The 20,214-nt window shown below is 68.8% G+C and carries 16 protein-coding genes and 1 riboswitch; of the genes, 4 read left to right on the forward strand and 12 right to left on the reverse strand.

Annotated features, from left to right (window positions below; all coding sequences use genetic code 11):
- Window positions 1-6: 6 nt before the first annotated feature.
- The 11 genes from ACE3QW_RS00220 to ACE3QW_RS00270 all read right to left on the reverse strand — a co-directional run bounded on the left by ACE3QW_RS00220 (window position 7) and on the right by ACE3QW_RS00270 (window position 13,801).
- A complete protein-coding gene (locus ACE3QW_RS00220; RefSeq protein WP_169122928.1) occupies window positions 7-696 on the reverse strand; it encodes a response regulator transcription factor in 690 nt (229 codons plus the stop codon).
- On the reverse strand, window positions 693-3,398 hold the full coding sequence (locus tag ACE3QW_RS00225) for a DUF4118 domain-containing protein (RefSeq protein WP_374249957.1): 2,706 nt from the start codon (window positions 3,396-3,398) through the stop codon (window positions 693-695). Before ACE3QW_RS00225 ends, ACE3QW_RS00220 begins: the two co-directional genes overlap by 4 nt.
- A 38-nt stretch (window positions 3,399-3,436) precedes the next feature.
- Entirely contained in the window at window positions 3,437-4,045 is a 609-nt protein-coding gene (locus tag ACE3QW_RS00230) for a K(+)-transporting ATPase subunit C (RefSeq protein ID WP_374249958.1), read from the reverse strand.
- A gap of 188 nt (window positions 4,046-4,233) precedes the next feature.
- Window positions 4,234-6,297 (reverse strand): potassium-transporting ATPase subunit KdpB, encoded by a 2,064-nt coding sequence (gene kdpB / locus ACE3QW_RS00235; RefSeq protein ID WP_374249959.1) that lies wholly within the window; start codon window positions 6,295-6,297, stop codon window positions 4,234-4,236.
- 17 nt (window positions 6,298-6,314) lie between these two features.
- Window positions 6,315-6,446 carry a hypothetical protein gene (locus ACE3QW_RS00240; RefSeq protein ID WP_280938437.1) on the reverse strand — a complete coding sequence of 44 codons (132 nt, stop codon included), beginning with the start codon at window positions 6,444-6,446 and terminating at the stop codon, window positions 6,315-6,317.
- Between the two features lies 1 nt (window position 6,447).
- Complete coding sequence (kdpA, locus tag ACE3QW_RS00245) at window positions 6,448-8,157, reverse strand: potassium-transporting ATPase subunit KdpA (RefSeq protein ID WP_374249961.1); 1,710 nt, start codon at window positions 8,155-8,157, stop codon at window positions 6,448-6,450.
- A 10-nt stretch (window positions 8,158-8,167) separates the two neighbouring features.
- Complete coding sequence (locus ACE3QW_RS00250) at window positions 8,168-8,257, reverse strand: K(+)-transporting ATPase subunit F (RefSeq protein ID WP_081762578.1); 90 nt, start codon at window positions 8,255-8,257, stop codon at window positions 8,168-8,170.
- 389 nt (window positions 8,258-8,646) lie between these two features.
- Window positions 8,647-9,369, reverse strand: a complete 723-nt coding sequence (locus tag ACE3QW_RS00255) for an ABC transporter ATP-binding protein (RefSeq protein ID WP_024278224.1) — start codon at window positions 9,367-9,369, stop codon at window positions 8,647-8,649.
- Between the two features lie 10 nt (window positions 9,370-9,379).
- A complete protein-coding gene (locus ACE3QW_RS00260; protein WP_024278225.1) occupies window positions 9,380-11,371 on the reverse strand; it encodes an ATP-binding cassette domain-containing protein in 1,992 nt (663 codons plus the stop codon).
- A 5-nt stretch (window positions 11,372-11,376) separates the two neighbouring features.
- Window positions 11,377-12,276 carry a branched-chain amino acid ABC transporter permease gene (locus ACE3QW_RS00265; protein ID WP_029554861.1) on the reverse strand — a complete coding sequence of 300 codons (900 nt, stop codon included), beginning with the start codon at window positions 12,274-12,276 and terminating at the stop codon, window positions 11,377-11,379.
- Window positions 12,277-12,580: 304 nt separating this feature from the next.
- Window positions 12,581-13,801, reverse strand: coding sequence for an ABC transporter substrate-binding protein (locus tag ACE3QW_RS00270; protein ID WP_374249962.1), 1,221 nt, complete (start codon window positions 13,799-13,801; stop codon window positions 12,581-12,583).
- Between the two features lie 327 nt (window positions 13,802-14,128).
- Window positions 14,129-14,329: riboswitch (cobalamin riboswitch) on the forward strand.
- Window positions 14,330-14,434: 105 nt separating this feature from the next.
- On the opposite strand from ACE3QW_RS00270, the gene ACE3QW_RS00275 reads away from it, so the two are divergent.
- Genes ACE3QW_RS00275 through ACE3QW_RS00290 form a run of 4 tightly spaced genes read left to right on the forward strand, consistent with a single transcriptional unit; the run spans window position 14,435 to window position 19,093 of the window.
- Window positions 14,435-16,423 (forward strand): TonB-dependent receptor plug domain-containing protein, encoded by a 1,989-nt coding sequence (locus ACE3QW_RS00275; RefSeq protein ID WP_374249963.1) that lies wholly within the window; start codon window positions 14,435-14,437, stop codon window positions 16,421-16,423.
- A 17-nt stretch (window positions 16,424-16,440) separates the two neighbouring features.
- The gene (locus ACE3QW_RS00280) at window positions 16,441-17,355 is read left to right on the forward strand and encodes an ABC transporter substrate-binding protein (RefSeq protein ID WP_374249964.1); all 915 of its coding nucleotides are present in this window, start codon (window positions 16,441-16,443) and stop codon (window positions 17,353-17,355) included.
- Window positions 17,355-18,341, forward strand: coding sequence for a FecCD family ABC transporter permease (locus tag ACE3QW_RS00285; protein WP_374249965.1), 987 nt, complete (start codon window positions 17,355-17,357; stop codon window positions 18,339-18,341). Before ACE3QW_RS00280 ends, ACE3QW_RS00285 begins: the two co-directional genes overlap by 1 nt.
- Window positions 18,338-19,093, forward strand: coding sequence for an ABC transporter ATP-binding protein (locus ACE3QW_RS00290; protein ID WP_374249966.1), 756 nt, complete (start codon window positions 18,338-18,340; stop codon window positions 19,091-19,093). The genes ACE3QW_RS00285 and ACE3QW_RS00290 overlap by 4 nt, the downstream gene beginning before the upstream one ends.
- Before the next feature lie 9 nt (window positions 19,094-19,102).
- Here the strand turns inward: ACE3QW_RS00290 and ACE3QW_RS00295 are convergent, their stop codons facing one another.
- Window positions 19,103-20,206, reverse strand: a complete 1,104-nt coding sequence (locus ACE3QW_RS00295; protein WP_374249967.1) for a YjbE family putative metal transport protein — start codon at window positions 20,204-20,206, stop codon at window positions 19,103-19,105.
- Between the last annotated feature and the right edge of the window lie 8 nt (window positions 20,207-20,214).

Consider the following 20,214-nt stretch of genomic DNA (forward strand, 5'->3'; position numbering starts at 1 on the left):
GTCGGCTCACTCCGGCTCCGCGAGGCGATAGCCGACGCCGGTCTCGGTGCGGATGTAGCGGGGCTTTTCGGGGTTATCCTCCAGCTTCTGCCGGAGCTGGCGGACATAGACGCGCAGATATTGCAGATCGTGCATCTCGCCCCACACCTGCGAGAGCAGATAATGGTGGGTCAGCACCTTGCCCGCGTGCTGCACCAGCACCCGCAGGATGGCGTATTCCTTGGGCGAGAGCTTCACCTCCCTGTCCTTCACCTTCACGATCCGCCGCACCAGATCCACCGAGAGGTCGCCCACCACGAACAGCGGCTTCTCGCCCTGCTGCTGGAGGCGATGGCGCAAAGCGACGCGGATGCGGGCCACCAGCTCGTTCATGCCGAAGGGCTTGGTGACGTAGTCGTCCGCCCCCGCCTCCAGCGCCTCCACGATGCCGGGCTCGTCGGTGCGGCTGGAGAGGATGATGATGGGGCAGGTCTGCCCCTCCTCGCGCCAGCGGCGCAGCAAGTCGCGGCCGGGAATGTCGGGCAGGCCGAGGTCGAGGATGACGAGATCGGGCGCGCCCGCGGCCATGAGCGCCAGCGCCTCGGCGCCGGTGGCGGCGCTCTCCACCCCGTAGCCCTGCGTCGGCAGGCCGGTGGCGAGCAGGCGGCGGATGGCGGGTTCGTCGTCCACCACCAGGAGCTTCACCGCCGCGCTCACGGGGCGGCCTCCAGCATGGGGGCGAGCGCCCGCGCGGGCAGGTCGATGGTGAAGACGGCGCCGGAACGGTCGGCCCGGTTGGCCACGGCGATGGTGCCGCCCAGGGCTTCGATGAAGCCGCGGCAGATGGCGAGGCCGAGCCCGGTGCCGGCGCGGACCTGATCCTGCTTGCGGGCGCGGAAGAACTTGTCGAACACCTTGTCCACGTCCTCGTCCGGAATGCCCGGCCCCTCGTCCAGCACCTGCAACGTCACATGTCCATTCTCGACCCAGCCGTGGAGGGAGACGAGGGAGCCGGCGGGCGCGTATTTTGCGGCATTGTCGAGGAGGTTGAACAGCGCCTGTTCGAACAGCACCGGATCGACGTTCAGCATGGGCAGGTCCGGCGCAAGGTCGATCTCCACCCGGTGGTCCTTCAGGATGGAGGCCGCCCGCCGCATGGCGCTGCCGACGATCTCGGCGAGGTCGGTGGGCGAGGCATTGGGCACGATGGCCCCGGATTCGAGCCGCGTCATGTCGAGCAGATTGGCGATGAAGCGGTTGAGCCGCAACGCCTCCTCCTCGATGGTCGCCAGCATCTCGCCGCGCTGCTCCTCGGTGAGGGCGGCGGCGAAGCTCCTCAAGGTGCCGGCCGCGCCGAGGATGGAGGCGAGCGGGGTTTTCAGGTCGTGGGAGATGGAGGTGAGCAGGGCCGACCGCAGCCGGTCGGTCTCGGCGTCGAGCCGCGCCTTCTCCACGTCGGAGACGAGGTTCGCCCGCTCCACGGCCAGCGCCGCCTGGTCGGCGAGGGCGTCGAGCAGCCGGCGTTCCTCGGGCGAGAGGGGCGGGCCTTCCTTGTCCTTGTCGATGCCCACCACGCCCACCGCCCCGCGCCCGGTGTGCATGGGCAGGAACAGGCGGCGCGCGCCGGGCAGCGTGTCCGCGCCGCGGCCGGCGGGGCGGTTGTTCTCATAGGTCCAGTTGGCGGCGGCGAGGTCGGCGGCGTCGATGGCGTCTTCCGGGGGATAGCCGGCCTTCACGGTGAGCGCGCCATCCTCCGGCAGCAGCATCACCACGCGCACCTTCAGCATGGAGGCGATCTGGAAGGCGGTGGCCCAGAGGAGATCGTCGAGGCTCACCGCGCTCGCGAGCTTCTTCGAGAAGAGATAGAGGTCTTCCGTCGTCTTCGCCCGCGCCCGTGCGGCGAGCGCCTGCCCGCGCACCCGCGCCGTGAGGTTGCTGGCGATGGCCGCCACCACCAGGAAGAAGAACAGCGCGATCACGTTTTCCGGATCGGCGATGGTGAAGGTGTAGAGCGGCGGGATGAAGAAGAAATTGAACGCCAGCATGGCGGCGACCGAGGTCGCCAGCGCCGGCCACAGGCCCGAGCGCACAGCGCTGACCAGCACGGCGGTGAGGAAGACGAGGGCGACGTTCTGCAATCCCAGCAGCCGTTGCAGGGCGACGCCCACGAGGGTCGCGGCGGCGACGAGGAACGCGCCCTCCGCATAGGCCCGCACCTCCCGGCGCACCGGCAGCGGGGCGACCGCGCGCGCTTCATCCGATGCCGGCGGCCCGGCGTCGCCGGCGATCACATGGACGGAGATGTTGCCGGAGCGGCGCACGAGGTCGTGCACCACCGAGCCGTGCAGGATCTCGAACCAGCGCGAGCGGTCCGACTTGCCGATGACGATCTGGGTGACGTTGGCGGAGCGGGCATAGCCGAGCACGTCGTCGGCGATGTGCGCGCCGCCGGGCACGGTGACGGCCTCCGCCCCCAGCCGCTCGGCGAGGCGCAGCACCTCGGCGATGCGGTCGCGCTCGGTGTCGCCGAGCTGGAAGCTGCGCTGTGTCTCCACATAGAGCGCCACCCACGGCGCGCGCAGCCGGTCGGCGAGGCGCTTGGCGTAGCGCACGAGGGCCGCGCAGCGCTTGTCCTCGCTGATGCAGACCAGCACCCGCTCGCCGGCCGCCCACGGGCCGGAGATGGCATGGGCGCGCATGTGGCTGAGCAATTGCTCGTCCACCCTTTGGGCGGTGCGGCGCAGGGCCAGCTCGCGCAAAGCGGTGAGGTTGCCGGGGGAGAAATAGTTGTCCACCGCGCGCCGGGCGGTGTCGGGGACGTAGACCTTGCCGTCGTGCAGACGCTGGATGAGATCGGAGGGGGTGATGTCGATCACCTCGATCTCGTCGGCCCGGTCGATGATGGCGTCCGGCACCGTCTCGCGCACGCGGATGCGGGTGATCTGCGCCACCACGTCGTTCAGGCTCTCCACATGCTGGATGTTCAGCGTGGAATAGACATTGATGCCGGCGGCGAGCAGTTCCTCCACGTCCATGTAGCGCTTGGCGTGGCGGCTGTCGGGGGCGTTGGTGTGGGCCAGCTCGTCCACCAGCACGAGGTCGGGCTTGCGGGCGAGGATGGCGTCGAGGTCCATCTCCTCCAGCTGCCGGCCCTTGTAGGAGACCCTGCGGCGGGGAACGATCTCGAAGCCCTCCACCAGCGCCTGCGTCTCGCGGCGGCCGTGGGTCTCCACCACGCCGATCACCACGTCGGCGCCTTCCTTCAGGCGGGTGCGGCCGGAGGCGAGCATCTCGTAGGTCTTCCCGACGCCGGGGGCGGCGCCGAGGAAGATCTTCAACTGGCCACGGCTCTCCCGCTGCGCCTCCTTCAGGAGGGCGTCCGGCGAGGGGCGGTGGTCGCTCTCGCGCTCTTCGGGCATTGCCGTCTCCCGGCCGGGCCGCTGCGGTCCCGCCTGTTCTATTTTGCGCCGGCGAAGCGGTCCAGCGCGAGATTGATGGCGACCACGTTCACCCGGGGCTCGCCGAGGAGGCCGAAGGTGCGCTCGCTCGTCTCGTGCGCCACCAGCCGGCGCAGCACGTCCTCATTGAGGCCGCGCGCCTTGGCGATGCGCGGCACCTGGAACAGGGCGGCCTCCGGCGAGATATCCGGATCGAGCCCCGAGGCGGAGGTGGTGACGAGATCCACAGGCACCGACGCGCCGGGATTCTCGGCCTTCAGCGCCGCCATGTCGCCCTTCACCCGGTCCATGAGGGCGGGGTTGGTGGGGCCGAGGTTCGAGCCCATGGAATTGGCCGCATTGTAGGGCTGCGGCACAGTCTTGGAGGCATCCGCCGGATCGGCGCCGGTGGTGGCGGAGGGCCGGCCGTGGAAGTAGCGGTCGGACGTGAAATTCTGCCCGATGAGGGCGGAGCCGACCACGGTGCCGTTCTTCTCGATGAGGCTGCCATTGGCCTGCGACGGGAAGACGAGTTGCGCGGCGCCGGTCATGGCGAGGGGGTAGGCGAGGCCGGTGATCCCCGTCAGCAGGACGATGAGGACGAAGGCGGGGCGAAGGGTGTTGAGCATGTTCTATCTCCCTGGAGCCGTGGCGCCTGCCTTCACCTGCGTCATGCCCGGGCTTGTCCCGGGTATCCACGTCGTGCCGCTGGTGCGCTGCTCGATTTGCGGGCGCCCGGCCGCCGGACGTGGATGGCCGGGACAAGCCCGGCCATGACGGCGTAAGGGAGAAGGGAGGCGTGCTCCTTTTCAGACGTTCAGACGAGGTGCAGGGCGGTGACGGCCACGTCGATGATCTTGATGCCGGCGAACGGCACCACGATCCCGCCGAGGCCATAGATGAGCAGGTTCCGCTTGAGCAGCGCCGCCGCGCCGATGGGCCGGAACTTCACGCCCTTCAGCGCCAGCGGAATGAGGGCGATGATGATGAGGGCGTTGAAGATGATGGCCGAGAGAATGGCGCTCTGCGGCGAGGCGAGGCCCATCACGTTCAGCGCGCCGAGCTGCGGGTAGAAGGCCACGAACATGGCGGGGATGATGGCGAAATACTTCGCCACGTCGTTGGCGATGGAGAAGGTGGTGAGCGACCCGCGCGTCATCAGCAGCGCCTTGCCGATCTCCACGATCTCGATGAGCTTGGTGGGGTCGCTGTCGAGGTCCACCATGTTGCCGGCCTCGCGGGCGGCCACCGTGCCGGTGTTCATGGCGACGCCCACATCCGCCTGGGCCAGCGCCGGGGCGTCGTTGGTGCCGTCGCCGCACATGGCAACGAGCTTGCCCTTGGCCTGTTCGTCGCGGATGAGCTTCAGCTTCGCCTCGGGGGTGGCCTCGGCGAGGAAGTCGTCCACGCCCGCCTCGGCGGCGATGGCGGCGGCGGTGAGCGGGTTGTCGCCGGTGATCATCACCGTGCGGATGCCCATGCGGCGCAGCTCGGCGAAGCGCTCGCGGATGCCGCCCTTCACGATGTCCTTGAGATAGACGACGCCCAGCACCTTGCCGTCGCGGGCCACGGCGAGCGGCGTGCCGCCGGCCTTGCCGATCTCCTCGGCGATGGCCTGCACCTCGCGCAGCGTCTCCGGAGAGACGGGACGCATGGCCGAACCGGGGGACTGGAGATCCTTCAGGATGGCATCCACCGCGCCCTTGCGGATCACGGTGCCGTCCACGTCCACGCCGCTCATGCGGGTCTGGGCGGTGAAGGGCACGAAATGGGCGTTGAGGGTCGCCATGTCGCGGCCGCGGATGGCGTACTTCTCCTTCGCCAGCACCACGATGGAGCGGCCCTCCGGCGTCTCGTCGGCGAGCGAGGCGAGCTGTGCCGCGTCCGCCAGCTCCTGCGGGCTCACGCCGCGCACGGGGCGGAATTCCGCCGCCTGACGGTTGCCGAGCGTGATGGTGCCGGTCTTGTCGAGGAGCAGGGTGTCCACGTCGCCAGCCGCCTCCACCGCGCGGCCGGACATGGCGAGCACGTTGAAGCGCACGAGGCGGTCCATGCCGGCGATGCCGATGGCCGAGAGCAGCGCGCCGATGGTGGTGGGGATCAGCGTCACGAACAGCGCCACCAGCACGACCACGGATATGGTGCCTCCCGCATAGGCGGCGAAGCTCGGGATGGAGGCGGTGGCGAAGACGAAGATGAGCGTCATGCCCGCCAGCAGGATGTTGAGGGCGATCTCGTTCGGCGTCTTCTGCCGCTCGGCGCCTTCCACCAGGTGGATCATGCGGTCGAGGAAGGTGGAGCCCGCCGCTGCCGTGATGCGCACCTTGATGTGGTCGGAGATGACGGTGGTGCCGCCGGTGACGGCCGAGCGGTCGCCGCCGCTCTCACGGATCACCGGCGCGCTCTCGCCTGTTATGGCGGCCTCGTTGACCGAGGCGACGCCCTCCACCACCTCGCCGTCGGAGGGGATGACATCGCCCGCCTCCACCAGCACCACGTCGCCGACCTTGAGCGAGGTGCCGGCCACTTCGCGCCAGTCATTGCCGGAGCCGGTGAGGAGCTTTGCCTGCGTCTCCGTGCGGGTGCGGCGGAGCGAATCCGCCTGCGCCTTGCCGCGCCCTTCCGCCACCGCTTCCGCGAAATTGGCGAACAGCACGGTGAACCACAGCCACAGGATGATCTGGAAGGAGAAGCCGAGGCCGGCGCCTCCCGTCACGAGGTCGCGCACGAAGAGGACGGTGGTGAGGAGAGCGACCACCTCCACCACGAACATCACCGGGTTCTTCACCATCGCGCGCGGATCGAGCTTCTTGAACGACGCGCCGATGGCCGGCACCAGGATGGCCGGGTCGGGGATGCTGCTGGAACGGGGCTTGGCCATTTATGGCTCCCGATAGATCAGGGTGTGCCGACAACGAGCACCACCATCTGGATGGCGGCGACGAGGACGAAGGCGGCGAGGGTCACGAGGAGAATGAGTTCGGAGGTGCGCAGGGCCGAAGCCTGCGCATGTAGGGTGCGGCGTGCCATCTCAGCCCCCGAAGGTCTGGCCGGCCACCGCCGCGAGGTGCTCCACGATCGGCCCGAGCGCGAGCGCCGGGAAGAAGGTGAGGCCGCCGACGATGAGGATGACGCCCACCAGCAGGCCGACGAACAGCCCGCCATGGGTGGGGAAGGTGCCCGCCGAGGCCGGCACGGTCTTCTTCGCCGCCAGCGATCCCGCCAGGGCCATGGCCGGCACGATCATCATGAAGCGGCCGATGAACATGGAGACGGCCAGCGTCACGTTGTAGAAGGGCGTGTTGGCGGAGAGGCCCGCGAAGGCCGAGCCGTTGTTCGCCGTCGCCGACGTGTAGGCGTAGAGGATCTCGGAGAAGCCGTGCGGGCCGGGATTGCTGATGGCGGCCACCGTTCCGGGCAGCACGGTGGCGACCGCGGTCCAGCCGAGCATCATCAGGGGCAGGACGAGGATAGCGAGCATGGCCATCTTCACTTCCTTGGCCTCGATCTTCTTGCCGGCATATTCCGGCGTGCGGCCCACCATGAGGCCGGCCACGAACATGGCGACGACCACGAACAGCAGCATGCCGTACATGCCTGCGCCCACGCCGCCGACGATGATCTCGCCCAGCTCCATGTTGATGAGCGGGATCATGCCGCCGAGCGCCGTGAAGCTGTCATGCATGGCGTTCACCGCGCCGCAGGAGGCGGCGGTGGTGATGACGGCGAACAGGGCGGACGCGACGATGCCGAAGCGCACCTCCTTGCCTTCCATGTTGCCGCCCGTCAGCCCCAGCGCATTCAGCCCCGGCGTGCCTGACGCTTCCGCCCAGTAGGTGACGGCGACGCCGGCCACGAAGATGACGCCCATGGCGGCGAGGATCGCCCAGCCCTTGCGCTCGTCGCCCACCATGCGGCCGAACACGTTGGTGAGGCCGGCGCCCAGCGCGAAGATGGAGATCATCTGCACGAAGTTGGAGAGCGCGGTGGGGTTCTCGAACGGGTGGGCGGCATTGGCGTTGAAGAAGCCGCCGCCGTTGGTGCCGAGCATCTTGATGGCCACCTGCGAGGCCACGGGGCCGACCGCGATGGTCTGCTTCGCGCCTTCCAGCGTGGTCGCATCCACGTAAGGGCCGAACGTCTGCGGGATGCCCTGCCACACCAGGAACAGGGTGTAGGGGATGCAGAGCGGCAGCAGCACGTAGAGGGTGCAGCGGGTGACATCCACCCAGAAATTGCCCACCGTCTGCGCCGAGGCGCGGGAGAAGCCGCGGATCAGCGCCACCGCCAGCGCGATGCCGGTGGCGGCGGAAAGGAAGTTCTGGTGGGTCAGCCCCAGCATCTGGGCGAGATAGCTCAGCGTGCTCTCGCCGCCGTAGTTCTGCCAGTTGGTGTTGGTGAGGAAGCTGATGGCCGTGTTCAGCGACAGGTCCGGCGGCACCGCCGCCATCTCCTGCGGGTTCAGCGGCAGCAGGTCCTGCAGGCGCAGGATGGCATAGAGGATCAGGAAGCCGCCGACATGGAACACCAGCATGGCGAGGGTGTAGCCGAGCCACGTCTGCTCGCGCTTCGGGTCCACGCCGGCGAGGCCGTAGAGGGCGCCTTCCACGGGGCGCAGGACGGGGGAGAGGAAGGTGCGCTCGCCCGCGAACACGCGGGTCATGTAGCCGCCGAGCAGCGGCGTCAGCGCAAGGATGATCGCGCAGAACAGGGCGATCTGGATCCAGCCGTTGGGAGTCATCGGGGCCTCCTCAGAACCGCTCGGGCTTCAGCAGCGCGAGGGTGAGGTAGAAGAGGAGGCCCACGGTGATGAGGCCTCCCAGTGCGAAATCGAGGGTCATTGGAGTATCCTTCGATACGGCCGCGCACGCGGCCTGTATTCGGCCGCCTCTAGAGCCGCTCGCAGGCGTAGCCGTAGCCGATGGCCAGGGCGAAAAGCCCTGCCGCCAGGGCGAGCATCAGAATGTCGAGCATGGGACGTTGGTCTCGCAGAAGTGTCGGGCCGCGAAGACGCGGGAAGACCTGCGTCGCGGTCGGCCGCAGCGCCGGGAACCTTTTGCCCGGCCGCTGCTCAGCGATGGGAAGGTGTCACCTTGCGCATAAAGATTCGAGACGGGCCGCAATGGGCCGAAATAAAAATCGCATAAAGAAAAGCGCGGCGCGGAAGCCTGCGCAAAAGCAAAAAGGGCGCCCGTGGGGGCGCCCTTCGCATGGGTTCAGACGGTCGCCCCTAGTGGGCGTGGCCGAGATAGGCGGCGCGCACGGCGGCGTCGTTGCGCAGGGCTTCGGCCGGGCCTTTCGCGGCGACGCGGCCGTTTTCCAGCACATAGCCGAAGTCGGCCACCTCCAGCGCGGCGGCGGCGAACTGCTCCACCAGCAGCATGGTGATCTTCTGCTCCTTGAGCCGCGCGATGGTGGCGAACACCTCCGCCACGAGGCGCGGGGCGAGGCCCATGGAGGGCTCGTCCAGCAACAGCACGCGCGGGTTCAGCATCAGCGCGCGGGCCATGGCCAGCATCTGCTGCTCGCCGCCGGAGAGGGTGCCGGCGAGCTGCGCGCGGCGCTCGGCGAGGCGCGGGAAGAGGGTGAACATGCGGTCGAGGTCGCCCTCCACGTCGCCGCGCTCCCGCGCCCCGGTGAGGCGGGGGAAGGCGCCGAGCAGCAGGTTGTCCTTCACGCTCTGCGTCGGGAACACGCGCCGCCCCTCCGGCGAGTGGGCGAGGCCCTTCTTGGTGATCTTGAAGGAGGGCTGGCCGGTCAAATCCTCCCCACCGAGGCGCACCGTGCCCGACTCCGGCACGATCATGCCGGAGATGGCGCGCAGCGTGGTGGTCTTGCCGGCGCCGTTGGAGCCGATGAGGGTGACGAGCCGGCCTTCCTCCACATGGAGGGAGAGGCCGTGCAGCACCTTCACCTTGCCGTAGCCGGCGACGAGATCGTTCACTTCGAGCATGGCGATCTCCTCATTCCGCCGCAGCGGCGACGCCGCCGAGATAGGCCTCGATGACGCGCTCGTTGGCCTGCACCTCGGCCGGCTTGCCTTCGGCGATCTTCTGGCCGAAATCGAGCACCGTCACCGTGTCGCACAGGCCCATGACCACATCCATGTGGTGCTCGATGAGCACGATGGTGAGCCCCGCGTGGCGCACCTTCCGGATGATCTCCACCAGGTGCTTGATATCAGGCGCGGTGAGGCCGGCGGCGGGCTCGTCGAGCAGGAGAAGAGCCGGGTCGAGGGCCAGCGCGCGGGCGATTTCCAGCAGGCGCTGCTTGCCGTAGGGCAGGTTGCGCGCCTCCTCGTTGGCAAGGTCCGCGAGGCCGACGAAGTGGAGCAGGCTCATGGCCCGCTCGCGCGCCGCCTTCTCCTCCCGCCTGATGCGCGGCAGGCCCAGCGCCACCTCGGCAAAGGTCGCCTGATAGGTGTGGTGGAGGCCCACCAGCACGTTCTCGATGAGCGTCAGCTCGGCGAAAAGCTGCACGTTCTGGAAGGTGCGGGCGATGCCCTCGCTGGCGATGTCGGCGGAGGTCTTGCCGGTCACCGCCTGCCCCTTGAACCGGACGGCGCCGGCGGTGGGCACATAGATGCCGGTGAGCACGTTCATCATGGTGCTCTTGCCGGAGCCGTTCGGCCCGATGAGGCCGTGGATGGTGCCGGGCTTTACCTCGATGGACACCTGATCCAGCGCCCTGAGGCCGCCGAACTGCATCACCACATTGTCCACGTGGAGCAGCACGCCCTCATGGCCCTCGTGCGAGGCGGTGACGGCCTTGCCGTGGGTATCGGCATGGATCACCGCGTGGGTCTGCACGAGGCTCGGCCAGAGCTGGGCGGCGGCGCGCTTGAGGAAGCCGACGATGCCATCCGGCAGGTAATAGACCACGAACAGGATCATCACGCCGAAGACGGCGAGCTTGTAGTCCGTGATCTTCTGCAGCAGCAGCGAGAAGACGAAGAAGGCGAGGCACAGCACCACGGGGATGGCGTTGCGCACCCGGTTCTCCGGGTCCTTCACGAAGGCCCGCGCCCCGGCGATGACGGCGATGAGCGCGATGGTGCCGGCGATGTAGCGGAACAGTTCGATGTCGGAGAGCAGGTTCGGCAGGAACACGATGATGACCGCGCCGAGGATCGGCCCCAGCCGCGACTTGCGCCCGCCCACCGTGACCGCCAGCAGGAATTGCACCGACAGCTCGAAGCCGAAATTGTTCGGCGCGATATATTGCTCGGAATAGGCGAACAGCGCGCCCGCGAGGCCCGCGAGGCCGGCGGAGACCACGAAGGCCAGCACCTTGTGCTTGTACACCGACACGCCCATGCAGTCCGACGCGATGGGGCTGTCGCGCAGCGCCTCGAACGCCCGGCCGAGGTGGGAGGCGAGGATGCGGTTGATGATGATCAGCGTCAGCACCAGCGCGATGGCGGCGATGTAGTAATACTCCACTTCCTTCATGCGCTTCAGCGACATGTCGAACAGCGGGATGCTGTCGCCCAGCCAGCGCAGGTCGAGGAAGAGGGGCGTCGTCAGCTTGATGCCGAGCGGGCCGTTGGTGAGGTCCGTCATCTCGTTGATGAGGATCTGCACGATCGTGCCGAAGGCCAAAGTCACCATGGCGAGATAGGGGCCGGTGACGCGCAGCGCCGGAAGGGCCAGCACCACGCCGAACACGGAGGCGACGATGATCGCCAGTGGCAGCGCCGGCCAGAAGCCGATGCCGAAGTGCATGGCGAGGCAGCCGGCCGTGTAGGCGCCGATGCCGAACAGCGCGGCATGGCCGATGGACACCTCGCCCGTATAGCCGAACACCACATCGAGCCCGAGCAGCAGGATCGAGAAGATGGCGATGGTGACGAGCAGGTGGAGATAATAGGGGCTCGTCACCACGAAGGGCAGCACGACGAGCACCGCGAGGCCGAGGAGCGACCCCGTGGAGGAGAGGAGGCGGCGCGCGAGCATGGGGCTCAGACCTTCTTGATGGTGGCGCGGCCGAACAGGCCCGAGGGCTTCAGCGAGAGCACCAGCAGCAGCAGGACGAGGCCGGGCACGTCCTTGTATCCGGTGGAGATGTAGTAGCCGGTCAGCGTCTCGGTGATGCCGAGGATGAGGCCGCCGACGATGACGCCCATGCCGCTCGACAGGCCGCCGATGATGGCCACCGCGAACGCCTTCAGCCCCAGCACCGCGCCCATGGTGGCGCCGGTGAGGGTGACGGGGGCGATGAGAACGCCGGCGAAGGCGGCGGTCATGGAGGACAGGGCATAGGAGAAGGTGATGACGCGCCGCGTGTCGATGCCCATCAGGCCCGCCGCGTCGCGGTCATTGGCGGTGGCCACCACGGCCTTGCCGAAGATGGACCGCCGGTTGAAGATTTCCACCGCCAGCATGATGGCGAGCGCGCCGATGACGATGGCGATCTCCATGGGCTGGATGCGCACCGGCCCGATGGTGAGCGCCGCCTCGGGCAGCGGGGAGGGGAAGCGCAAGGCGTCGCGGCCCCAGATGTTCTCGGCGAGATTGCGGAAGATGATGCCCAGCGCGATGGTCGCCATGATCCAGCCGGCTTCCGACTTCGCCTTCACCGCCTGCCGCACGCCGAGCCATTCCACCACCGCGCCCTGCGCGAGGCCGAAGGCGAAGACGATGGGCAGCATGAGCAGGTAGGCCCACAGGGTGCCGAGCGCCTGCCCGATGAGGAAATTGATGGTGGTGAGGCCCACCAGCGCCCCCAGCATCAGGGCCTCGCCCTGGCCGAAGTTCAGGGTTTTCGAGGTGGCGAAGGTGAGCTGGTAGCTGAAGGCGATGACGCCGTAGATCATGCCTACGGCGATGCCGCTCACGATGAGCTGCGACAGGACGTTCATGACGGTCTCCGGAAGGGGGCGCGGCCCCCGCGTCGGGGCAGGGTTCCGGGCGAACCGGCCGCCGCGCTCCATGGCGCGGCGATCCGAATGGTGTGGGCGAAGGGGCTAACCGTCGGGGCGGGCTATGAACCGATACCCCTCCCAGTGCCGTCATGCCCCGGCTTGTCCGGGGCACCCACTTCGCAGCTGGGCCGGCATTATCCGCTCAGGCACTACTCCCGGTCGCCCCGTGGATCCCCCGGACGAGCCGGGGGATGACGGTGATCGAGTGTCGGGTCTCGCGCTCGAACGCCAGCCCTCAGCCTCAGTTCTTGGGCTTCACGCGCACCGCCTTGTCGCCGGCGATGTCTTCGGGATGGGCGGCGACGACGCGGCCGTCCTTGACGAGGCCGAACACCGGGATGTTGGCGGTGATGGCTTCGTGGTCGGTGGCGGAGAAGGGCTTGTCGTAGACGGTGACGACGCCCTCGACCTTGGTGTTGAGGTTTTCCAGCGCGTCGCGGACCTTGCGGCCGTCGGTGGAGCCGGCCTGCTTGATGGCGGCGGCGAGCAGCAGGACCGAATCATAGCCCTGCGCGGCCGAGACCGGCGAAGGCATGCGATCGATCTTGTAGGCGGCCTGATAGGCCTCGATGAACGCCTTGCGCTTGGGGGTGTCGGGCAGCTGGATGAAGGTCTGCGGCATCATCGCGCCGTTGCCGTTGGCACCGGCGGTGTCGATGAAGTTGGCCATGGAGAGCGTCCACGAGCCGATCATGGGCACCTTCCAGCCGAGCTTGGCCATGCCGTTGGCGATCTGCGCCAGCTCGGGGCCGATGGCGTAGGTGAGGATCACGTCGGCGCCGGCTTCCTTGGCGCGCAGCAGCTGCGCGGTCATGTCGGTATCGCCGATGTTGAACTTCTCTTCGGCAACCGGCTTCACGCCCATGGTGGCGAGGGCCTTCACCAGATCGGCGCGGCCGAGCTGGCCGTAATTGGTCGAGTCGGCGAGGATGGCCGGCTTCTTGAAGCCCTGCCGCTTCACCGCTTCCTCGGCGATCATGGCGCTCTGGATGGCGTCATTGGCCGAGGTGCGGAAGATGTAGTTGTTCTTGTTGTCCGGCGGCACGAACTGCTTGGAGATCAGGGTGCCGGTGGCCACGTTGTTGATCACCGGGATCTCGGCTTCCTGATAGAAGCGCTGGGAGGCGAGGGCGACGCCGGTGTTGATGTAGCCGAGGGTGGCGACGACGCCTTCCTTGTTGATCAGCTCCTGGGCGATCTGCACGCCCACCTCGTTCTTGGCCTCGTCATCGCGCTCGATGAGCTGCAACGGACGGCCGAGCACGCCGCCGGCCTTGTTCACCTCTTCCACGGCGAGCTTCACGCCGTCGCGCATGCTGACGCCCATGGAGGACGAGCCGCCGGTGAAGGGGCCGGTCAGGCCGATTTTGATGGGGTCGGCGGCGTAAGCTGCACCGGAAAAGGCAAGCCCGAAAACGGCAACGCCTGCGGCCAAAGCCGCGACCATGCTCCTCAGTCGCATCTTCTACTCCCTGTGTTCCCGATTATTCGGTTATTATACTTTTGTAGTACCCGCCCGCTCGGTGGCGGGGCGGCTCTCAATCGTTTAAGCGAATTGAGCGGGGCGCGCCACCATAACCTAGCGGAATGTCGGGTGCGGCCTTTGCTGCTGCCGTTTTTGCAGGCAGCCGCACGCTCGCGATACGGGTCGCCGGTGATTTCGGACCACGCATTCTTGAAGCAATGAGCAAGATGTGATCGCGCGATACGCCTGCCGGCGCGGTCTTCCCGCAGTTGCGTTCAGGTTTTTGCATCTGCGAAGGTGCCGTTGACGCAGGGGGCGGCCGACGCCTATGGTCGCGATGACGGTTCCCGCAAGGGATCAAAAGGGAACGCGGTGCTCCGGTCTCACCGGAAATGCCGTGGCTGCCCCCGCAACTGTAAGCGGCGAGTCCTCTGCCATCAGCCACTGGGTTGCGAGACCTGGGAAGGCGGCAGTCTGGGCGATGACCCGCGAGCCAGGAGACCTGCCGTCAGCCGTGGTCACGCGCGAGCACGTCGGGCGGGGTTCTCCTGATGGCGGTTTTTCCGGGCCCGATATGGCCGGGAATGCCTCGTTCGCGGTGACGGACCACCCGTGCCGTCGAGTGCCTTCATGTCTTCCGCCGTCCCGTCCCGATCCCGCCGCGCACTGCCGGCCGCGGCCCTGCTCACGCTCGCCTGTGTTCCGCTTGCCTGTGTTGCGCCCGCCCTCGCCCAGACGGCGGACGACCAGAATGCGGGCGACCTGCCCACCATCGTGGTGAGCGCCACCGGCATTCCCACGCCCGAGACCGAGGTGGCGAGTTCCGTCAGCATCGTCACCGAGCAGGACATCGCCCGCAACCAGCAGCGCACCCTGCCGGACGTGCTGCAATCGCTGCCCGGCCTCAACGTGGTGCAGACGGGCGGGCCGGGCGGCACCACCTCGGTGTTCATCCGCGGCACCAATTCCAATCATGTGAAGGTGCTGATCGACGGCATCGATGCCGGCAATCCCGCCGCCACCAACGGCGCGTTCGATTTCGGCAAGCTGCTGGCGTCCGATCTCGAGCGGGTGGAGGTGCTGCGCGGCCCGCAGTCCGGCCTCTATGGCTCGGATGCCATCGGCGGCGTCATCTCCATCACCACCAAGAAGGGGGAGGGGCCGCCCAAGGTTTCCGCCTATGCGGAGGGCGGCGCGCTCGGCACCTTCAACCAGTATGCGAGCCTCACCGGCGCCACCGAGAAGCTGGCCTATTCCTTCAACGTCACCCACTTCTCGTCCACCGAGATCCCGGTGACGCCGCAGAACATCGTGCCCCCCTTCTGGCCGCGCAATCCCAACGCCTATGACAACTGGACCTACTCCACCCGGCTCGACTGGCAGGCCACCGAAACCTTCGCGGTGAATTTCGTCGCCCGCTACATCGACACCAGCCTCGCCTTCACGCCGGACGTCTTCCCCCCGCCCACCTATGCCGGCATCCCGGCGGCGCTGCGCTCCACGGCCTATACGGGCATGTTCTTCACCAAGGGGGAGGGCGTGTGGACCGCGCTGGACGGCGCTCTCGTCACCTCCTTCGGCGCCAGCGAGCTGACCACGTCGAACCCCACCGTGGGGCCGAATCCGAGCGTGAACGGCACCTATGACGGCGACCGGCAGGTCTATTACGTGCGCTCCAACTATCTGGTGGCGCCGGGCCAGAACCTGCTGGTGGGCGCCGAGCGGCGGAACGAGTCCATCACCTCGTCCACCGCCTACACCAATGTGGACGCCTCCACCGGCGACACGGGCGTCTATGCCGAGTACCAGGGCAACGTCTGGAACCGGCTCTTCTTCGCCGCCAACGTGCGCTACGACGCCGACGACAGCTTCGGCGACCACACCACCTTCCGCCTCGCCCCGGCGCTGCTGTTCGACGAGACCGGCACCAAGCTGAAGGCGAGCTATGGCACCGGCTTCAAGGCGCCCACCCTCTACCAGCTCTACGCGCCCTATTACGGCAACGTGAACCTCCAGCCGGAGGAGAGCGAAGGCTGGGATGCGGGCTTCGAGCAGAAGGCGTTCGGCGAGCGGGTGCTGTTCGGGGTCACGTACTTCCACAACAACATCACCAACCTCATCAGCTACGATCCGGTGACGTTCCAGAACGTCAACATCTCCAGCGCCGTGACCCAGGGCGTGGAGGCGTTCGTGGCGGTGAAGGTGACGGACCGCATCGATGCGCGGGTGGACTACACCTACACCGACGTGGTGGGCTACGTGCCGCCGGGCCAGCCCTTCGGCGCCGCCTGCGCGCCCATCAACGCCACCTCCTGCTATCCCCTGCGCCGGCCCAATAACAAGGTCAGCCTGACGCTGGGCTGGCGGCCGACCGACGAACTCGATCTGGCGGCGAGCCTCGTCTATGCCTCTTCCTGGTGGGACATCGTGCGCCTCACGTCGAACTACATCGACCAGCCCGGCTATACCGTGGTGAATCTGGCGGCCAACTACCGGCTGAATACCGTCACCACCGTGTTCGGGCGCATCGACAATCTGTTCAACCAGACCTACGAGAACCCCAACGGCTTCCTCGCCCCCGGCTTCGGTGCCTATGGCGGGGTGAAGCTCACGTGGTGAGGTTTGATTGGTGAGGAATGATCGGTGAGGTTTTGGTGAAAGGCGCGGCGGCCGGGCTGATGCTCGCGGCCCTTCTGGCCTGCGCTCCGGCGCGGGCGGAGGAGGCCCATGGTCCGCCACTCGGCCGGCCCCGCGTCGTCTCCCTCAATCTGTGCGCGGACGAGCTGGCCCTGCGGCTCGCCGATCCCGGACAGGTGCTCTCCGTCACCCATCTCGCGCGCGATCCCCTCGCCTCCAACGTGGCGGACCGCGCGCACGACGTGCCGGTCAATCGCGGGCTGGCGGAAGAGGTGGTGCCGCTGAAGCCGGACCTCGTGCTCGCCGGCGCCTACACCACCCGCACCGCCACCGCCGTGCTCCGCCGCCTCGGCTTCGAGGTGCTGGAGCTGACGGAACCGCAGACCCTCGACGAGGCCTACGCCCAGATCCGCACTGTGGCGGCGCGGCTCGGCGTGCCGGAGCGGGGCGCGGCCATGGTGCGGGAGATGAAAGAGGCCTTCGCCCGCCTGCCGCCGGTGGCGGGGCCGCGCCCCACCGCCGTGGTGCTGCGGCCCAACGGCTTCACCACCGGCCGCGGCTCGCTGGCGGACGAACTGATGGAAAAGGCCGGCCTCACCAACCTCGCGGCCCAGCTTCCCACCGACAAGATGGGCCAGCTCGCGCTGGAGGAGATCGTGCGCGCCGCGCCTGACCTCGTGGTGGTGAATGCCGATGATACGGCGCCGCCCTCGCTGGCCGACGCCTTGCTGCACCATCCGGCTCTCGCTCCCTTCAAGGACCGCACGCTGGCGCTGCCGCTCAAGCTGTGGACCTGCGCCGGGCCGGACCTCGCCGAGGCGGCGGCTCAGCTCGCGGCGGCGCGGGCGCGGCTCGCCGGTCCGGAAGCGGCGCGACCGGCGGCCGTCCACGCGTCCGCCGAGGGCGCGCGCTGATGCCGTCGCGCCTCGTTCTCGCCCTCGGCCTTCTGGTGCTGGTGCTGTTCTCAGCCTCGGTGGCGGTGGGCTATGCGCCGCTCGATCTTGGCGCCGCCTTCGGCGATCTTCTCGCCGGCCGGCAGAGCCTTGCGGCGCTGGTGCTGTCGGAACTGCGCCTCCCGCGCGCCATCCTCGGCGCGGCGGTGGGCTTCAGCCTCGGCCTCACCGGGGCGGCCTTGCAGGGGCTGATGCGCAATCCGTTGGCCGATCCCGGTGTGGTGGGCGTCTCCGGAGCGGCGGCGCTGGGGGCGGTCATCGCCTTCTATTTCGGCTTCTCCGCCTCCTTCGCGCTGGCGCTGCCCTTGGGCGGGCTGATGGGCGCGGCGGCGGCCACCGCCGTGCTGCTGGCGCTTGCGGCACGCGGGGCGGGGACGGTGATGCTGATCCTCGCCGGCGTCGCCTTGTCGAGCCTCGCGGGCGCGCTCACCGCGCTGGCGCTGAACCTCGCGCCGAGCCCCTATGCGGCGCTGGAGCTGGTGTTCTGGCTCATGGGCTCGCTGGCCGACCGCAGTCTCGTGCATGTGGCGCTGGCGCTGCCCTTCATGGTGGTGGGCTGGGGGCTGGTGCTCGCCACCGGCCCGGCGCTCGATGCCCTCACACTGGGGGAGGACGCGGCCGAAAGCCTCGGCTTCTCCCTGCGCCGGGTGCGGCTGCTGGTCATCGGCGGTACGGCGGCGGCGGTGGGGGCGAGCGTGGCGGTGGCGGGGGCCATCGGCTTCGTGGGGCTGGTGGTGCCGCATCTGGTGCGTCCGCTGGTGGGCCACCGGCCGGGCCGGCTTCTGGCGGCGAGCGGGCTTGCCGGCGCGGCCCTCACCCTCGGGGCGGACATCGTGGTGCGGCTCATCCCCACCCGGCCGGAGCTTCAGCTCGGCGTGGTGACGGCGCTCATCGGCGCGCCCTTCTTCCTGTTCCTCCTCGCCCGGCTCAGGGGGAGGGAGGCATGAGGCTCGCCGCCCGTTCCGTCACCGTCACGCGCGGCGCCGCGACTTTGGTGCGCGACCTCAGCCTCGATGTCGAGGGCGGCACCTTCCTCGGCCTGCTCGGCCCCAACGGTGCCGGCAAGACGAGCCTGATGCGGGTGCTGGCCGGCCTCGAAGTGCCGACCTCGGGCAACGTTCTTTACGACGGCCGCGACGCCGCCGAGATCGGCCGTCGCGGGCTCGGGCGGACCATCGCCTACCTGCCGCAGGATGGGCGCATCCATTGGCCTTTGCCGGTGGAGGAGGTGGTGGCGCTGGGGCGCCTGCCCCATGGCACGGCGGCGGTGGATGAGGCCGCGCGGCGGGCCATGGCGGCGGCCGGGGTGGAGGCGCTCGCCACTCGCTCCGCCGATACCCTCTCCGGCGGCGAGCGGGCGCGGGTGCTGCTCGCCCGCGCGCTGGCGGTGGAGGCGCCCATCCTCCTCGCCGACGAGCCCTCCGCCGCGCTCGATCCGCTGCATCAGCTGGAAGTGATGGCGCTGCTGCGCGACACCGCCCGGCGCGGCGCGGTGGTGGTGGCGGTGCTGCACGATCTGACGCTGGCCGGCCGCTTCTGCGACCGCCTCGCCCTGATGAAGGACGGCCGGCTCCTCGCCGAGGGCGCGCCGGCCGCGGTGCTCAACGACGCCTATCTCGCCGAGGCCTTCGGCGTGGACGCCGTGCGCTTCACCCATGACGGCGAGACGGTGGTGCTGCCGTGGGCGCGGCGTGGATAGAGCGCCGTTTCAGCCGACCCCGTGGGCCATGATGAGCACGCTGATCATCACCACGGCGACGAGGCCGAACAGCCCGATCAGTCCGTAGATCATCACCTTGTCTGAATAGTCGGGCGCAGGCGGCAGGTTCTGGGACGGCCGCCGGACCGGGGCTGCGGGCCGGGCGGGAGGCGCGGCCGCCGGTATTTCCGCCACCGCAACGACGGGCGCGGCAGGGAGGACGGGTTCCGCCGTGCGGACGGGTTCGGCGACGGCAATGGCCATGGGGGCGGGGGCCGGGGCGGCTGCGACCGCACTCACGGGCACCGCAACACTCACAGGCACGGCCACGGCCACCGGTGCCGGCGTGGCGACCGCCGGCAGGATGCGTGCGCGCTTGGGGGATGGGGCTTGCCTTTTCCCGTCTCCGGCGGTCCGCGCATCCGCCGTGAAGCGCGCGTTGGCGAGCACGAAGATGGCGGCGGCGGGCGGCACCAGCACGAACAGGGCTTCCGCATTGGCCGCGACCCAGCCGGACCAGAGCGGATCGGTGACGATGAGGCTGCCGGCGATCCAGCCGAGGAAGGCGGTGCCGATGAAGGTGAGGGCGGGGATGTGCTTCATCGCCTCGGCCATCACGAAGCTGCCGAAGAAGATGAGCGGCACCGACAACAGCACGCCGCCCACCAGAAGGCTGAGATGGCCTTCCGACACGGCGGCCAGCGCCACCACATTGTCGAGGCTCATGATGGCGTCGGCGATGAGGATCACCAACGCCGCCCCCAGCAGGCCGCCGCCCTGGCCGAGGGAGGGGTCGAGCTCCACCTCCCGGTCGCCCTCGCGCCGCCGCCGGTATTCCCCCGCCAACAGGTTGATGGAGATGACGGCCAGCAGCAGCCCGCCGCCGATCTTCAGCAGCGGGATGGCCATGAGCGTGCCGGCGAGGGCCGCGATGACCAGCCGGAAGAAGACCGCCCCCGCCGCACCGAGCATCACCGCCTTGCGCACCTGCTCCGCCGGCAGGCTGCGGCAGGCGAGCGCGATGAGCAAGGCGTTGTCGCCGCTCAGCAGGATGTCGATGAGGAAGATCTTCAGGCTCGTGCCGAACCAGGAAAGGTCAGCGCCGAGATCCATCGCCGGGT

The sequence above is a fragment of the Xanthobacter sp. genome (genome assembly GCF_041911315.1).
Classification (GTDB): domain Bacteria; phylum Pseudomonadota; class Alphaproteobacteria; order Rhizobiales; family Xanthobacteraceae; genus Xanthobacter; species Xanthobacter aminoxidans.

Bases quoted from the DNA above. Each gene is read 5' to 3' on its own strand.
- ACE3QW_RS00285 (WP_374249965.1), top strand. From the start codon at position 17,355: ATGCCGTCGCGCCTCGTTCTCGCCCTCGGCCTTCTGGTGCTGGTGCTG.
- ACE3QW_RS00250 (WP_081762578.1), bottom strand. From the start codon at position 8,257: ATGACCCTCGATTTCGCACTGGGAGGCCTCATCACCGTGGGCCTCCTC.
- ACE3QW_RS00280 (WP_374249964.1), top strand. From the start codon at position 16,441: ATGATCGGTGAGGTTTTGGTGAAAGGCGCGGCGGCCGGGCTGATGCTC.
- ACE3QW_RS00230 (WP_374249958.1), bottom strand. From the start codon at position 4,045: ATGCTCAACACCCTTCGCCCCGCCTTCGTCCTCATCGTCCTGCTGACG.
- ACE3QW_RS00270 (WP_374249962.1), bottom strand. From the start codon at position 13,801: ATGCGACTGAGGAGCATGGTCGCGGCTTTGGCCGCAGGCGTTGCCGTT.
- ACE3QW_RS00290 (WP_374249966.1), top strand. From the start codon at position 18,338: ATGAGGCTCGCCGCCCGTTCCGTCACCGTCACGCGCGGCGCCGCGACT.
- ACE3QW_RS00255 (WP_024278224.1), bottom strand. From the start codon at position 9,369: ATGCTCGAAGTGAACGATCTCGTCGCCGGCTACGGCAAGGTGAAGGTG.
- kdpB (WP_374249959.1), bottom strand. From the start codon at position 6,297: ATGGCCAAGCCCCGTTCCAGCAGCATCCCCGACCCGGCCATCCTGGTG.
- kdpA (WP_374249961.1), bottom strand. From the start codon at position 8,157: ATGACTCCCAACGGCTGGATCCAGATCGCCCTGTTCTGCGCGATCATC.
- ACE3QW_RS00260 (WP_024278225.1), bottom strand. From the start codon at position 11,371: ATGCTCGCGCGCCGCCTCCTCTCCTCCACGGGGTCGCTCCTCGGCCTC.
- ACE3QW_RS00225 (WP_374249957.1), bottom strand. From the start codon at position 3,398: ATGCCCGAAGAGCGCGAGAGCGACCACCGCCCCTCGCCGGACGCCCTC.
- ACE3QW_RS00240 (WP_280938437.1), bottom strand. From the start codon at position 6,446: ATGGCACGCCGCACCCTACATGCGCAGGCTTCGGCCCTGCGCACCTCC.
- ACE3QW_RS00275 (WP_374249963.1), top strand. From the start codon at position 14,435: ATGTCTTCCGCCGTCCCGTCCCGATCCCGCCGCGCACTGCCGGCCGCG.
- ACE3QW_RS00265 (WP_029554861.1), bottom strand. From the start codon at position 12,276: ATGAACGTCCTGTCGCAGCTCATCGTGAGCGGCATCGCCGTAGGCATG.
- ACE3QW_RS00295 (WP_374249967.1), bottom strand. From the start codon at position 20,206: ATGGATCTCGGCGCTGACCTTTCCTGGTTCGGCACGAGCCTGAAGATC.